The organism is Imperialibacter sp. EC-SDR9 (assembly GCF_902498805.1).
In the GTDB taxonomy this organism is placed as follows: domain Bacteria; phylum Bacteroidota; class Bacteroidia; order Cytophagales; family Cyclobacteriaceae; genus Imperialibacter.
Genome location: NZ_LR701637.1, coordinates 491,294 through 506,392 on the forward strand (window position 1 = coordinate 491,294; position 15,099 = coordinate 506,392).

Here is a 15,099-nt window from a genome sequence, read left to right on the forward strand (position 1 = left end):
TATTATGCAAGCGTACTACTTTATTTTTCCCAGGACGTTAAAATGATGTTAAAGGTTCGTTAATTTTAACGTGTACTCTCCTGAAAGACAAGAAATTATAGGTAAGCCCCTAAAGCCTGCAAAAATAAACTATTGTGAGGGAGTGCTTGCCTCCAATTCTGATATCCACTGACGGATAAGAGCAACTCCCTCCTTGTGTTGTAGCGACCGGCCAAGCTCTGGCATCATTATGCCCGGGTTGGTTGACTCCATTCTGAAAACAAGTATAGACTCTTCTGGTTTGCCAGGCACAATTCCATAAAGCCGCCCTCCTGATCCTTTGCCAGCTGCGACGGGTTTTTTCATGATGCCATACTTACTTCTTTCGGCGACGTCAAAGGTGAGAAATAGCCCCGATGTGTTGGCTGAACCTTTCGGGTGGTGGCACGAACCACAGTTGGCGTCGAGATAGGCTCTGGCGGCCAGACTGACGTTGGCATGTGCGGAGTTCCAGTCAGGAAATGCCCCCAATGCGGCGGCTTCGTCCCGAAGGTCAAGAAGTCCCTTGCTTTTCCAGTAACTCAATTGATTTTGAGTAGTGCCTTCGGGGTAGGTGTAGTCTCTATTTAGCTGCGAAATTTTTGGGCCCAGGGGAATCACTGCGTTGGATCGGCCGTGGCATGTTTTGCATTGATTTATATCCGGCACTGAGTAGCTTACTTTTTGCAACACGCCATCTTGCTCCAGTTCAACATCGATATTGCCGCCAGCTACTTCAAGAAACGCCTCCGTTTGCTCATCGTTCCAAATATAGGTCAGGGCCTTCCAGTCTTTGTCCGTCTTTTCTATCACCCTCGTTTCCATCAGCTTTCTGCCAGCCTCGTTTTTAGCGGGATAGTGGAAAGTTTTGATGAGCCTGGTGCCAACAGGAAAATCAAGCGAGCCATCTTCCGACACGGTGATAACTTTATCTGGAGGCACGGCCACAAACCTGCTTTTGTCGGCATAGTCAGAGAACAATGGCATGTTGAGGTCGTAGGGGACAATACCTTTGCCTGGTACTAAATCCGATAGTTTTCCTTCGAAGAACACGAACTCCGACAGCTTGTCGGGGCCAAGTGAAAGAGGTTGCCTGTTTTGCCGGATATTGTCGTTGTTCGTTCTTAAAGAAGCAGGGACAAGTCTTTGACTTGCTTCTTTTTTCTGGCCTGAGTCACAGGCAGCAAAAAAAGCAAAAAGGAAAAGGACGGCAACAAAAAACCTCATAGCGAAGCAACTGGTTTTTCTAAAACGACCGGGGGAAGCACATTTCCTGAACAGGTGTGTGCATCAATATCCCGGTTGCTGTCTTCAAAATCATTGGCTGCGTCCATATTGGCAAACGATGCGCCACCGTTCTCTTGCACACAGATTATTTTGTCATTTGGATCAGCCGTAATCCCATCCCACAGAATGTCAGGAATGGAGAGTCCGAATTGCCATACGAGCAGATAGCCAATATCACTTTTGAGAGAGGGCAAAGTAAAGCTACTGGTGATGTTGTTATCGTGAATAAATACGCCAGAGGGGATAGGATTGTAGTTTTTGTCAGCTTTATAGGCGACTTCATTCTGCGACATCTGTGCGTCGCCGTCATTCGAATCGTCCATGGCTGCTGCTGCCATCACAAAGTCATAGCTGATAACAGACACTCCTGCCGTTCTGTTTTCAGATACCTTGTTGTTAAAAATTTCTACTGATGTCATCGCCAGCACCATCACGCCTGTGCCGGGAGGCACCGAGGCCACTATGTTCCCTTTAGGAGCGAAGTTTCGGAAATTATTGCTACTTACCTTGTTGTCAAACACCCTGACGTTTCCCCCTAATTGGGAAAGACCAGGCAGGTCAAAAACCAGGATGCCACCAGTGTTATCATAGGCTTCATTGTTAAAAACATCAGCGCTCGTGGTATTTTCTATTTCGATGCCGGCCACGTTGTTATAGGCAGTAGAGTTGCTCACTATAACGTTGTGCGATTGCCCCACATAAATGCCAGCGTCGGAGGCACCGATAGCCACACATCCATCAATCAAAACATTTTTGCACATCACAGGGTAGATCGCATAAGCCCCGTTGGTTTCTTCGGGCTCACCTGTCCACTCCGATTTCACGTTGATCAGCTCCAGGCCGTTAATGTCTTGTATTTTTATGTTGTCGCCGACTGCATCTCTGATCGTTAAATCTTTGAGCACGATCTTGTTTCCGTTCTGAATTCTCAGGCCTTCGGCTCCTTCTGTTTGCTCGTGGAAGGAGAGAATGGTTTTGTCCATTCCAGCACCCATAATGGTGATGCTGTCTTTTCCTTCCAAAGTAAGGCTCCTCTTAAACACATAATGGCCGGGTAATATAACGATAGTATCCCCAGCTTCGGCCATAATGAGCCTGGTCTGCAAGTCCTGAGAAATATCCTTGTAGTCGGTATCTTCAAAGGCGATAGCCCTGGTAACAGGGTCACCACAGGACGCTACAAGCAAAGCGAAGAGGGCCAAAATAAAAAAGTACTTCATGAGTCAGTGTTGTTCAAAATGTTAATGTCGCAAAGTAAAAATAAAAAACATCAGGACAATTGAGGCGATTCTAGCAATGAATGAAACCACACTTTTTTCTTTTTGCCGACCTTCCTATCTTTCCAAATGCCTATGAAACTTGATTTCGGTGAAATATGGCCTTTTCTTAAAATAGTTGGGGAGGAGGCATCAGAGTGGTCTTTCAATCTGGTGGCGGGAAATTTTGTGAGTGAAAAGGTTTCTCTAGCGCTCATTCACCAGCTTGAGAGTGACCCTTATTATGATGCAGAGATGCTCCCAAATCTGTTTACGTTCAGAGAAATATTTTGGCAGCCCAATGTGTACCCGACCTTGAACGCTTGCCTGACGGGACTAAAATTGGTGGCCAACTACAGCAATGAGTTGACCGAAGAGTACGCAAACTCCACTCAGGAAACGCAGCAACTGTACGTTCATTTGGTGAAACACATCGGAGAACTCGCCAGGCAAGCAAATGAGCAATTGGCGGGCAGCGAGCAGGCAAGTGACCAGATTCCTTCGGTTTTGGGAGAGTTTAGAAAGCAGTCTTTTCCAGTTATCATGCTGTTTATTCACCATCCGATGAATAGGATCGACTACCGGGAAGATGCCTTGCGAAGGATCAATTTCATGGTAAAAACGCTGATAGAGCAGTATCAGCTGAGGTTCAACGACTTGTTGCTCCCTCATTGGGAGCTGGACAGGCTTTCTGGCTTGAAAAAAACAGACAGCAAACTGACTGGCGATCAGTCACCCGAACCGTCTTCTGAAGCAAGCACCGAATCGCCCACCTGAATCACCCCTTCTTTTATTACTTTAGCTGTGATACCGCCATGGCCTCTCATGGCGTTGTAGCCACCAAAGCCCAATGCCTTCTCCATTTTTGAGCATGGGTGGCACAAGCCGGTCATTTCCAGAACAGCAGTGCCGATGGCAAAGGTTTTATCCTTTAGCGCCAGCAGATTGATGCCCTGCACCACAATATTTCTCCTTAACAACCCCGGGTCAACACTTTCTTTGTTCATCATCGAAGCCACAGCTGCCAGATGCTCAGCCTGAATAAGCGTCACTTGCCTGGGGCTGTTGGCCGATCCTTTGAACCGATCGCCCTCCAACCCGTTTCCGGGTGTTGCTTTCACTTTTTTGACCGATAAAACGGCTTCATTCCTTGCCGGACGAACGCCAATCCATGCGACGGTACCTTTTTGGCTAAAGTGGCTCATCATCTCTGCCATAGGTGTGTTTTCGTTTAGCTCTTTCATAGAAGGCGGTTGTGGTGAAATCAATAGGTTGATGCTATTCGAACTAAATTCAATGAAAGACTTTGAATGATAGTAGAATACCGCTTTTGATCGGTAAATTTATGCAATAGAGTTCTATTTTTGTAGTGAGGAAAACATTGAAAAACTTGTTGAATAAGATGAAGAGAGTGATTCTGGTTGTAGTTCTATCAATGGCGTTATCCTGTTTTACCAACGCACAAACGACTCCGCCCATCCCCCCATTCCAGCATGTGAGTGTCGAAACAATTGACTATTCGGGCATCAAGGATATGTTTCAGGTGAGCTTGTACGCCAGAAGATGGCTTACCATAGAGCAGTTTCATCTGATTGGAGACACAAGGGAGAATTGGGATGCCGAGATCAGGCAGGACTCCTGTAGTGTAATGACATTCAAACTTGAGACACACGAACGGATAAGTGGAAAATACCATACGTCGTTGTACCTGGTAGATTGCAAAAGTGACACTGTTTATCAAAGCGATGGCAAGGCGATGGGTTCTTCACCGGCACAAGGGTTCCAGTATGCGGCGGATGCTGCCCTGAAAGACTTTAAAAAGGATTGGGAAAAGGGTCAGGAGCCCTCAGAAAAGTCGAAGAAAAGGAAAAATTAATGTCCGTTATACATTTTGCTCATTCCAATGGGTTTACAGCGCTTACTTACCGCTATTTCCTTGAGCAGCTAGCGCCGCACGATGTGCAATATTTGGAAAAATTCGGGCACGACGAGAGGTTTGAACCAAGGTTTTCCTGGGCGCCACTAACCAATCAGCTCATTGAATCAATAGAAAAGCAAAAGAAGCCAGTCATTGGCCTTGGCCACTCCCTTGGAGCTGTGGTTACACTGAACGCTTACTATAAACGACCAGATTTGTTCCAAGGGTTGATCATGATGGATCCGCCATTTTTTGGTCAAAAAATGCGCCTCCTGTTATTAGGCGCAAGAATTGTGGGCATTTCCGGCAAGCTTGTGCCGCCAGCTGTAAAAGCAAAAAAGAGAAAGTGGGAATGGGACAGTAAGGCGGTGGTAGCCGAAAGCTTCAGAAATAAGCCACTGTTCAAAGATTTTCACCCCGAGGCTTTTAAAGACTACATTGAGCACGGTCTTGTAGAGACGGAGCAGGGCAGGGCGAAACTAGATTTTTCAACGAAAGAAGAGTACAGGATTTTTAAGCACACACCATTTTCATTGGGAAGCGGGAAGATTGATGTACCAAGCTTTTACCTCTACTCTAATCGTTTTGAGATCGGTTCTGCAGCTTCCATTGAGGAGCACAAAAAGAGGTTCAAACAAACTGAGTTCATCGCTGTGGATGCTGGTCATATGTTTCCCATGGAGCAGCCAGAAAAGACGGGGCAGCTCGTAAAAGACCTGATCACACGGGCAATGTAATCGTGAACCGGCTGCCGTTGTCAGGTTTGCTCATCACTTCAATGCTACCACCGTGTCGTTCAATAATGCCAAACGTGATAGACAGACCCAACCCGGTGCCTTTTCCATAGCCTTTGGTGGTGAAGAAGGGTTCAAATATTTTGTTCTGAATGTCGTCCGACATGCCGCAGCCGTCGTCTTCCACATAGATCTTTACTTTATCGGCAAAACCTTCAGTTCTGATGATTACGATACCTTTTTCGGCCACCGCATCCAGTGCATTTGAAATAAGGTTCATAAATACCTGATTGATTTGGCCGGGAAAGCATTCAACAGGCTTCATCGAATCTCCATATTCCTTTTTTATCCGTACCCTTTTTTCCTTGATCTTAGGGGAGAGTAGCACTAGTGAATTGTCGATGCCTATATGAAGGTTAGTCAGCTGCTTATCGCCTTTATCGTTCATGGAAAAGGTTCGCAGCCCGTGGACTATTTGCGACGTTCTAACGGCCCCCTCACGAATCGCCTCCACCACCTGGAACATGCCCTCTTTGGTTTCATTGAAATATAGCTCCTCTTTAAGGGCGGTTATTTCCCGCAAAAAGGCAGGTGAAATATTTGGTTCATCTGATTCTTCCAGCTCAGCGTACTTGTTTAGCACGGTAATAAGGTCTTGCAGGGAATTCTTGAGCCCGTCCACGCCTGCATAAACAAAGTTGACGGGGTTGTTGATCTCATGTGCAATGCCAGCAGTAAGCTCACCCAGTGATGCCATTTTTTCAGCTTGAATGAGCTTCGCTTGCGCAGCCTTCAACTCCATCAGCGCTTTTTCAAGGTTGTGGGTCTTTTCAGCAATTTGTTGGTAAGCAGAGGCATTCTCAAGGGCGATGGCTACGTGCAACGCCAGGCTTCTCAGGATATTGACCTGATAGGTTTGGTACTGCTCAGCTTCCAGATGCTGAACCGTTAACACACCTATGCGCTTATTTTTCACCACAAGTGGGAGATAAATCACCGACCTGTAAACCGAATGATTGGTAGAAAATCCCACAAAATCGGGTTGCAAGGTGGTATCGAAGAAAATTTCTTCCCTTGAGTTTTCAAGACAAGCAATGGCCGGGTGATCGGCCTTTTTATGCGAGACATTTATTTTTTCTATTGAAGCTGAGCCTTTGCTTATTACCTGAAACCTTAGCTTGTGGCTGTCTTCTTCAAAAAGGCCTACGCCGACAATTGAGTAGTCCATCAGGCCATGTATATACCTGAACACAATTTGCACAATATCACTTACCGAAAGGTGGGAGTTGATCTCTTTGGCCACCTCACTGAGGCGCTTAATATCGTTGTACGACTCTTCCAGCTTGTCTTTCTGAGTTTCAATTTCCTCTTTTTGGTAGTTGATTTCTTCGTTCTGGCCCTGCAGCAGTTTCTTAGCCCGTGCGTTGATGCGGTAGCTCCTCAGAATAAGGAACAAAATGACCAATACCAGGGAGGTGACGCCGATGAAGAAATTTCTCAGGCTTTTGATTTTGGTCAGCTCTAGATCCTGAATGGCCTGCTCCTGAAGGAGAATTTCGATCTCTTTCTGGTTTTCTTTTTCTTCCAGCTCCTTTTTCTTGAGCGCAAGGTCTTGAATGAACTTGTTTTTTTGCAACAACTCTATGTCATTGTCTTTGTTTTGCGCCTCTAGTCTGGCCTGCTCCAGTTTAAGCTTTTGCTCTTCCTGGATTTTCTCTGCGAGCTGTTTCCCCAGAATGATCCGCTGGATTTCATTGTCACGTTGCAGCAAGTCAATATCCCTTTGCTTTTCCTGAGATTCGAGCTGAAGCTCTTTCAATGCCAGGTCTTTAATTTCCTTTTCTACCATCAGCAGCCTGATCTCGTTCTCTTTTTTGTCCAGCGTAAGTAGCTGATTGAACTGAGACTTGGCATGTCGTTGTCGGTCAGTGGAAATGGAATCGGACAACCAGGCAAATTTTTTGAAGTATCCCAGAGACTGTTTGTAATCGCCAAGATGTTCGTGAATGTCGGAAAGGCGTTTATAGGTGACAATAAGGTCTTCGGACTTTTGTGGGAGCTTCTCGCCAATTTGAATGGCAGTTTCAGCAAATGTTCTTGCTTTTTCCCACTGATCCATTTTCATGTAGGTGGCAACTACCTCGTTGTATAGCGGAAGTGTTTTTGAGGGAGTCTTTCTTGCTTCATTCGATTTGATGGCTTCGAAGAAGTAGTTCAGCGCTCTGGAATTGTCGCCCATATCATGGTAAATGCTCCCGATATTTGCCAGCAGCACCATGTCGCCCACATAGAATGGATCATTGCTATGATGCTTCAGGTCGAGTTCGAGCGACTCTTTGAAGTATTCCAGCGCCAGCATTTTTTCATCGAGGTACTGATAGAGGTAACCGATATTGTTCAGAGAGGCGATGATGCCGGGCGTATCCTTTATAGCCTGGTAAATGGACAACACCTGCAGGTCGTAAGCCAGGGCCAGGGTGTGCTTCTTTTCGTCGATATGCAGAAGGGCAAGCCTGCGTAATAGCGTCAACTCAGCTTGCTTGTCGTCGCTGCTAATCAGGTGAAGCATGAGTTGGTAGTTCTCAATCGCTTTCTGGTTGTTGCCAGCCAGTTCAAAGGCCCTGGCAGCCTTTCCCAGGCTATACTTCATGCCCAGCGTGTCATTGATCTCTTTTTTCTCCTCATAGGCCTTCATGAAATACACCCAGGCTTTTTGGGGCACTTTCCATTCATCGTATAGCTCACCGATAAGGTCGTTGCTTTGCGATGCTTCCATTTGTTTGCCAAGGAGTTCAAACTCCCTGAGGGCGACGAGATAATGATTGAGCGAGGAGGCGAATTGTTCTTTTTGCTTGTAGCTGTCGCCGATCACTATATTGCTTCTGGCTATGAGGCATCGGATGGCCCTCGATTCCGCCATAGCGAGCGCATTGTTACCATAAAAAATTGCTGAGTCCAGTCTCTTTTCGGAGAGGGCTATTTCTGCTTTTAGCAAGAAGGAAGTCGCCTTCAGGCTGTCTTCTGTATACGGATAGGGAGTTTCCTGTGAGAAAGCAGTTTCCCACACAAGAAAGATAAGAATGAGCAGTATGTAGGCTTTCTTAAGCAATTTCTTTTTGGGTTACAACCTCATACAGAGGAAGGTATACTTTTACTTTGGTTCCCTTATTCACGCTGCTATCGATAATAAGCTGTCCATGCATTTTTTCTATGAACTCCTTGCCCAGCCTGAGACCCAGGCCTGCACCTTTTTCATTCATAGTGCCCCTTCTTGGCTCGCTCCACATATTTCCCTTCAGTTTATCGATCAGTTCTTGTGGAATGCCCACCCCGTCGTCGACAATTGAAATGATGACTATATCCTTTTCTTTACTGAACGAAAGGTGTATTTCCCCTTTTTCGTGAGAGTACTTGATAGCATTGCTGATCAGGTTCCTCAGCACAAGACTTACCATGTTTTCATCCACCATTGACCATAGCGGGTGTCCATCAGTTTCCATGATAATTCGTATGTCTTTCTGTGAGGCCAGAAAATCGAATAAGTCCACCTGGCCTTTGGCTACCTTCACCAGGTCAGTTTTTTTGTTGCTGATTTTAATATCACCTGTTTGCGACAATGACCAGTGAAGTAGGTTGTCGAGCAGTTGGGTAACGTGTTGGAGGTACTCCTTTGCTTTTTCGCCCAGGTCATGCACTTTTTGCTCATCAAGCTGATGCTTAAAGCTGAGCATAATTTCGAGCAGGATGTTTAGTGAAGCGATAGGCAGTTTCAGATCATGAGAGATGATCGAAAAAAATTTGTCCTTGACTTCATTGAGGGTGGAGAGCTCTTTGTTTTTTGTGGCCAGCTCCTGGGTGCGTTCAATCACCTTTTGCTCCAGGTTAGCCTTAGCCTTGCCCAGGTCGTCGATCAGGGCTTTGTTTTGAGTGCTGAGTTCGTATTTCTGTATGGCGTTGTTGAGGGTAAGCAGCAAGTGGTTGGAATCCCACGGCTTGAGTATGAACTGGTAAATACCTACCTCATTGACCGCTTTGAGTATCACATCAATATCGCTGTAGGCAGTGAGAATCATCTTGATGGAATCGGGCGATATCTGGTTAGCTTTCGATAGGAAATCGATGCCACTCATGCCAGGCATTCTTTGGTCGGAAATAATCACCTGAACCACCTCAGTCTTCAAAATATCCAGGGCCTCCTCAGCTGAATTGGACGTGATTACCTTAAAATTCCTGAAAAAGGCATTGCGAAATACGATGAGGTTGTTCGACTCATCGTCTACATATAAAATAGAATACTTTTTTTCTTGCAAGGTGGTTTGGTTAGGTAGTTGCTAAGTCTTAAACATTCAGACGGAAAAGAACCCCCATATTGTTACAAAACTTTAGCTTCACTACCTTCTTTTTAGCAATTAGTTACCCTGTGCACTCATATTTTTCAGGATGCAGATACTTTTTTTTGGCAATGTTGATAATAATGGACAAACTAACTTTTATGTTTGCCCGGGAAGAATTGACCAAGTATGAACAGACAAAGTTTTCTGCTACAGAATCTTTTAAAGGGCCTGGCCTGGTTTGCTCTTTTGGTGATAGCTTACCTTGTGGTGAAACGTTATGTGGATGTTGACTACCTGGATTGGCTGTCTCCCATATACGAAAAGCCGCTGTACGTATTTTCAATATTCACAGTCTCCGAGGTTGTGGTGGGCATCATTCCACCCGAGGTATTTATGATCTGGTCGCTCAGAGAAGGAGTGGCAGCCATTTATATCTCTAACGTTTTGATTTTGGCCACGCTTTCCTATGCTGCAGGAGTGATCGGGTACTTTATTGGCTCCTACCTCAATCAGACCCAGTTCTACAAAACCCTCGAGAAAAACTTTTTTGGTAAGTACACCACCTACCTGGACGAATATGGCGGCTTTTTGATCATTGTCGCTGCGCTCACACCACTACCTTTTTCAGGCATTTGCATGCTAGTGGGCGCCTTGAAATATTCGTTCAAAAAGATGTTGCTATTCTCCCTTACCCGGTTCATACGCTTTAGTGCGTATGCTTATATTATCTGGGCCGCCCACTATTTTTAATTAACTTCTACTTCATCGAGTTAATTTTATTGATTATCGCCACATAGTCTTCAACATCCTTGGGCTTGATCTTATTGGCCTTGGCATACGCTTTTAATTCATTTTCTTTTCCAGGCAAAAGTGAGAACACATTGGAGTTCTTGCCTTTGCTTAGCTCAATAGCTTTGCCGTTTACGATGGAGAGATAAACCGGTTTCTTCAGAATTTGATCATTCTTGTTGCCGACATTCAGGGCTATGTTGTAGTCCGCCTTCTTGATTGTGATCTTTTCGTAAGAATAAAGCGGCACAGCTCCGTCAACGATTACCTCCAGAAAAATATTGGCAGGCATATCGTCGCCGCTGCCCTTTAGCTGATTCACGTTGACATACCTTTGGTACTTATTGGTGGAACTCTTCAGGTCAAAATATTTTACTTTATTTCCGTCCAATCCTCTCACACCATCATCATAGTTGATCTCAATAAGGTTGCTTCTCAAGTCATACCTTATAACCAAACCCTCATAAACTTTTGGAGCCATAGTCAACTCAAATTTGCCTTCCCTGAATTCGGAATCCAGATAGAAGTCTCCTTCGAGCGATGCCGGCGGCAGGGGTATTCCGAAAGTTGCCGTGTTGGGGTTAACAACGGCAAGGCGGTCAACAGCATTTTGCTTTTGCAGGTATTCGTTGCCTGATGTGGAGGCTGTACTTCCAACATTTGAGCCCTGGGCGAAGGATGAAGAAATTGCTGTAGAAAATAAAAGTGATAGCGTTATTTGAGCTACGTGTTTTCTCATGATTGCATTTTGTTTAACTAAATTAATTAAAAGAATTCGACAACCATCCTTAAAAAATCCTGTTAGTCTATAAATTTGAAATATGAATAACAAGAAAGGGAAAAAGGGAGTGTTGCTGGTCAATTTAGGAACACCAGATCAGCCAGATACCCCTAATGTAAGGAAATACCTGAGAGAATTTTTAATGGACGGCCGGGTAATTGATATTCCTTTTGTACAAAGGTGGATGCTTATTAACTTTATCATTGCTCCCTTTCGTGCGCCTAAGTCAGCGGCAGAGTATCAAAAGCTGTGGGATGAGCGTGGTTCGCCGCTTAAATATTATGGGGAAGACGTCAGGGACTTACTTCAGAAAGAATTGACCAATGATTACGTGGTTGCACTGGCCATGCGGTATCAAAACCCTAGCATAGCATCAGGGCTGGAAGAGTTAAAGAAAGCTCACGTGAGCGAAATAATTGTGGTGCCACTTTTTCCACAATATGCCTCTGCCAGCACAGGCTCGGTTGCTGACAAAGTAATGGAGCTTGTTCGGAAATGGCAGATCATACCAAATATTCGTTTCATCAATCAGTTTGCCGACGACCCACTGTTCATAGAAGTGATTGCTCAGCGGGCAAAAAAATGGATGGAGCAGCATGACTACGATCACTACTTATTCAGCTATCATGGATTGCCCGAGAGACAGATTCTCAAAGGATCGGTTGGTTCCCAGTGCCAGCTGGGCAAGTGTTGCAATAGCTTCCACGACAAGAACCGGTATTGCTACCGGGCCCAGTGTTTTCTTACCTCACGGTTGATTGCTGAAAGCTTGGGTATTCCTGAAGACAAATACACAGTTGCTTTTCAAAGCAGGCTGGGCAAAACCCCCTGGATACAACCATACACTGACGAGAAGCTGGTAGAGTTTGCTGAAAAAGGCTACAAAAAAGTGCTCGCCTTTTCTCCGGCTTTTGTATCGGATTGCCTCGAAACAACTGTTGAAGTCGGCGAGACCTACCATGAGCAATTTCTGGAGGCCGGCGGGGAACGTTGGGACTTGGTAGAAAGCCTCAACGATCATCCGCTTTGGATACAATGCCTGAAAAACCTGGTGTTAGAGAAAGCTTCCGAGGTCAGGCCCTGACGGCCACAAGCTCAGTCAGTTTTTGAACGGTGAAGTCGATATCCTGCTGGGTGGTGAAGCGAGAGAAAGAAAACCGGATATTTCCCCTCATGGGATCTACTCCCAAGGCACCCAGCACATGCGAGCCAACGTGAGAACCGCTGGAGCAAGCGCTGCCACCAGAGGCAGAAACGCCCTCGATGTCCAGGCTGAATAAGAGCATGTCGTTGTCTTCGTTGGGAGGAAGACTGATGCTGAGCACGGTATAAAGGCTATTAGCCAAATTGGCGGAGTCGCCGTTAAAGGTGATGCCCTCAACGCTGGCGGATAGCTGGCGGATCATGCTCTCTTTCAGGCTTTCCATGTGCTTCCGGTGCTCATCCATGTGCTCGTAGGCAAGCTCCAACGCTTTGGCCAGGCCAATGATGCCCGGAACGTTTTCAGTGCCCCCCCGCATATTTCTCTCCTGAGCACCACCATGAATGAAAGGATGAATCTTGCAGTTATGGTTGATGTGCAGGAAGCCAACGCCTTTTGGCCCATGAAATTTGTGGGCAGCCCCTACCATCATGTTCAGATTGAGCACCTGCAGGTCGTGCCTGTAGTGCCCAACAGCCTGCACAGTGTCGGTGTGAAAAACAGCCTTGTACTCCTTAGCTAGCTGACCTATTTTCTCAATATCATTCAGGTTACCAATTTCATTGTTGGCATGCATCAGGCTGACCAATGCCTTGCCGGGATGGTCTTTCAGAAATGCCTCCAGGTGATCAAGGTTCACATGGCCTTTTTCGTCAAGCTCCACATAGGTCAGGGCAATTTTGCCCTGCTCGTGCAGGTACTCAAGTGTGTGAAGCACAGCGTGATGCTCAATTTTTGATGTGATGACATGAGTAAGCCCGTACGCTTCTATCGATTTCACCAGGGCAGTATTATCCGCCTCAGTACCACCGGATGTAAAAAAGATTTCTGAGGGCGAGGTATTCAGTAACTCAGCTACTTTTTTCCTTGACCTTTCTATCGCCGACCTCACCAGCCTACCGTGCCCATGTATAGAGCTGGGGTTGCCGAAGTGCTCGGTCAGGTAGGGTAGCATGGCCTCCAGCACTTCTTTGTCGAGTGGTGTGGTGGCAGCATTGTCAAGGTATACTCGCATGGCTTCAGATTTTTTCTGAAATAATCTCTTTGATGTCCATCATGATTTTGTGGGCCAGGTGCTCGGCTGTAGCCTGACTTTCTGACTCAGAATAAATCCGGATGATGGGCTCGGTGTTTGATTTACGAAGATGCACCCATTCTTTGTCAAATTCAATTTTGACACCATCCACAGTATTGATTGGCTGCCGCTGGTATTTGTCTTTTATTTCGTGCAATACGAGATCAACATCCATTTCCGGCGAAAGCTCAATCTTGTTTTTTGAGATATGGTAGTTTGGATATTTTGACCGAAGCATCGACACGCTTTTCCCGAACTTGGCCAGGTGGGTAAGAAAAAGGGCGATGCCTACGAGCGCATCCCGACCATAGTGAAGCTCAGGAAGGATCACTCCGCCATTGCCTTCGCCACCGATCACAGCGCCGATTGCTTTCATTTTTTCGACCACATTCACTTCGCCGACTGCAGCCGCCTCATATTTCTGTCCGTATTTTTCGGTCACATCTCTTAGCGCTCTGGTGGAGGAGAGGTTTGAAACCGTTGCCCCAGGCTTTTGCGACAGCACGTAGTCGGCAATAGCCACCAATGTATATTCTTCGCCAAAAGTATTGCCGTCCTCGCAAATCAGTGCCAGACGATCCACGTCAGGATCGACCACAATACCCAGATCAAACTGCCCATTTTCTATTTCACCGCAAATGTGGGTAAGGTTCTCAGGCAATGGTTCAGGGTTGTGAGGGAAATGGCCATTGGGTTCGCCGTAGAAAACTTCGACACGGTCTACTCCCAATTTCTTCAGCAGCATGGGTACGGCTATGCCACCGGTGGAATTCACAGCATCCACAGCAACGGAGAAGTTGCGGAGCCGGATAGCTTCCACGTCCACCATAGGAAGCGCAAGAATTTTTTCGATGTGTTTTTCTATGGTACCTTCTCTGAAGGTGTAGCTGCCGAGTTTTTTAACGTCAACGAAGTCGAAAGCCTCTTCATCCGCTATAGATAAGATGTTTTCGCCGTCACTTCCAGAAAGAAACTCTCCCTTACTGTTAAGCAGCTTAAGCGCATTCCATTGTATCGGATTGTGGCTGGCAGTGATAATAATTCCCCCACCGGCTCCTTCTTCCACTACCATCATTTCTACAGTGGGAGTAGTTGAAAGACCGAGGTCAATTACATCGATGCCAAGCGACTGTAGTGTAGACGCAACGAGGCTGGAGACGATTTCGCCGGAAATCCGTGCATCTCGTCCGATCACCACCATTGGATGAGCCTTTTGTGTCAATAGCCACTGGCCATAGGCTGCTGCAAACTTAACAGTATCCAGAGGAGTCAAGCCGTCACCAACTTTTCCACCTATTGTTCCTCTGATGCCAGATATTGATTTAATTAAAGTCACTTTTCCAGGTTTAGTTACTTGCGGGCGCAAATTTACTGAAAAAATACCGTGATAAAATGGTAGAATTCAAAGATAGTGCCTTTTTATAGGGTAGATGTTGTCGTTAATCGATTTAACGCCTTAAAATTTCGACAAAACTTTATTGACTTCGGAATCTGGATTGCCTCCTGCCGGGTCAGCGCAAGCATCTCCAGGTTGTAGATTCTTGCCGCAATAGCCACATGTTACACCTTCCTTATTTAGGAACGGGCTCTGTGAAGCACATGTGCCCTTGAACTCTCCATTTTTTAAAAATATCAGCCGTACCGACATCAAAATGAAGAACAGTGCTATAAATCCAATTCCTAATAAAACTGTTACCATGGCATTC

Annotated in this window: 14 protein-coding genes; 5 read left to right on the forward strand and 9 right to left on the reverse strand. The window is 45.9% G+C overall.

The window, feature by feature from the left end; all coding sequences use genetic code 11:
- Window positions 1-129: 129 nt before the first annotated feature.
- Both GC130_RS27350 and GC130_RS27355 read right to left on the reverse strand, forming a co-directional pair.
- A complete protein-coding gene (locus tag GC130_RS27350; RefSeq protein ID WP_152001550.1) occupies window positions 130-1,245 on the reverse strand; it encodes an SO2930 family diheme c-type cytochrome in 1,116 nt (371 codons plus the stop codon).
- Entirely contained in the window at window positions 1,242-2,525 is a 1,284-nt protein-coding gene (locus GC130_RS27355; RefSeq protein ID WP_152001551.1) for a parallel beta-helix domain-containing protein, read from the reverse strand. The genes GC130_RS27350 and GC130_RS27355 overlap by 4 nt, the downstream gene beginning before the upstream one ends.
- 132 nt (window positions 2,526-2,657) lie before the next feature.
- Here GC130_RS27355 and GC130_RS27360 point away from each other — a divergent pair, with 132 nt between their 5' ends.
- Entirely contained in the window at window positions 2,658-3,338 is a 681-nt protein-coding gene (locus GC130_RS27360; protein WP_152001552.1) for a hypothetical protein, read from the forward strand.
- Here the strand turns inward: GC130_RS27360 and GC130_RS27365 are convergent.
- Entirely contained in the window at window positions 3,290-3,805 is a 516-nt protein-coding gene (locus tag GC130_RS27365; RefSeq protein ID WP_152001553.1) for an MOSC domain-containing protein, read from the reverse strand. The genes GC130_RS27360 and GC130_RS27365 overlap by 49 nt on opposite strands.
- Window positions 3,806-3,963: 158 nt before the next feature.
- Between GC130_RS27365 and GC130_RS27370 the strand changes: the two genes are divergently transcribed.
- Window positions 3,964-4,437, forward strand: coding sequence for a hypothetical protein (locus GC130_RS27370; protein WP_152001554.1), 474 nt, complete (start codon window positions 3,964-3,966; stop codon window positions 4,435-4,437).
- A complete protein-coding gene (locus GC130_RS27375; protein WP_152001555.1) occupies window positions 4,437-5,216 on the forward strand; it encodes an alpha/beta fold hydrolase in 780 nt (259 codons plus the stop codon). Before GC130_RS27370 ends, GC130_RS27375 begins: the two co-directional genes overlap by 1 nt.
- Here the strand turns inward: GC130_RS27375 and GC130_RS27380 are convergent.
- Both GC130_RS27380 and GC130_RS27385 read right to left on the reverse strand, forming a co-directional pair.
- Window positions 5,200-8,322 carry an ATP-binding protein gene (locus tag GC130_RS27380; protein ID WP_152001556.1) on the reverse strand — a complete coding sequence of 1,041 codons (3,123 nt, stop codon included), beginning with the start codon at window positions 8,320-8,322 and terminating at the stop codon, window positions 5,200-5,202. The genes GC130_RS27375 and GC130_RS27380 overlap by 17 nt on opposite strands.
- A complete protein-coding gene (locus tag GC130_RS27385; protein ID WP_152001557.1) occupies window positions 8,315-9,523 on the reverse strand; it encodes a hybrid sensor histidine kinase/response regulator in 1,209 nt (402 codons plus the stop codon). The genes GC130_RS27380 and GC130_RS27385 overlap by 8 nt, the downstream gene beginning before the upstream one ends.
- 210 nt (window positions 9,524-9,733) lie before the next feature.
- Between GC130_RS27385 and GC130_RS27390 the strand changes: the two genes are divergently transcribed.
- Entirely contained in the window at window positions 9,734-10,297 is a 564-nt protein-coding gene (locus GC130_RS27390) for a YqaA family protein (RefSeq protein WP_152001558.1), read from the forward strand.
- 7 nt (window positions 10,298-10,304) lie between these two features.
- Here GC130_RS27390 and GC130_RS27395 read toward each other — a convergent pair whose 3' ends face one another.
- Window positions 10,305-11,075, reverse strand: a complete 771-nt coding sequence (locus tag GC130_RS27395) for a hypothetical protein (protein ID WP_152001559.1) — start codon at window positions 11,073-11,075, stop codon at window positions 10,305-10,307.
- A gap of 82 nt (window positions 11,076-11,157) precedes the next feature.
- Here GC130_RS27395 and hemH point away from each other — a divergent pair, with 82 nt between their 5' ends.
- Window positions 11,158-12,201 (forward strand): ferrochelatase, encoded by a 1,044-nt coding sequence (hemH, locus tag GC130_RS27400; RefSeq protein WP_152001560.1) that lies wholly within the window; start codon window positions 11,158-11,160, stop codon window positions 12,199-12,201.
- On the opposite strand, the gene GC130_RS27405 is transcribed toward hemH, so the two are convergent.
- From GC130_RS27405 to GC130_RS29035, 3 genes are all read right to left on the reverse strand, one after another.
- Window positions 12,191-13,333, reverse strand: coding sequence for a cysteine desulfurase family protein (locus tag GC130_RS27405; RefSeq protein ID WP_152001561.1), 1,143 nt, complete (start codon window positions 13,331-13,333; stop codon window positions 12,191-12,193). The genes hemH and GC130_RS27405 overlap by 11 nt on opposite strands.
- A gap of 4 nt (window positions 13,334-13,337) precedes the next feature.
- Entirely contained in the window at window positions 13,338-14,729 is a 1,392-nt protein-coding gene (glmM, locus tag GC130_RS27410; RefSeq protein ID WP_152001562.1) for a phosphoglucosamine mutase, read from the reverse strand.
- A 120-nt stretch (window positions 14,730-14,849) separates the two neighbouring features.
- Complete coding sequence (locus GC130_RS29035) at window positions 14,850-15,092, reverse strand: hypothetical protein (RefSeq protein ID WP_152001563.1); 243 nt, start codon at window positions 15,090-15,092, stop codon at window positions 14,850-14,852.
- Window positions 15,093-15,099 lie beyond the last annotated feature (7 nt).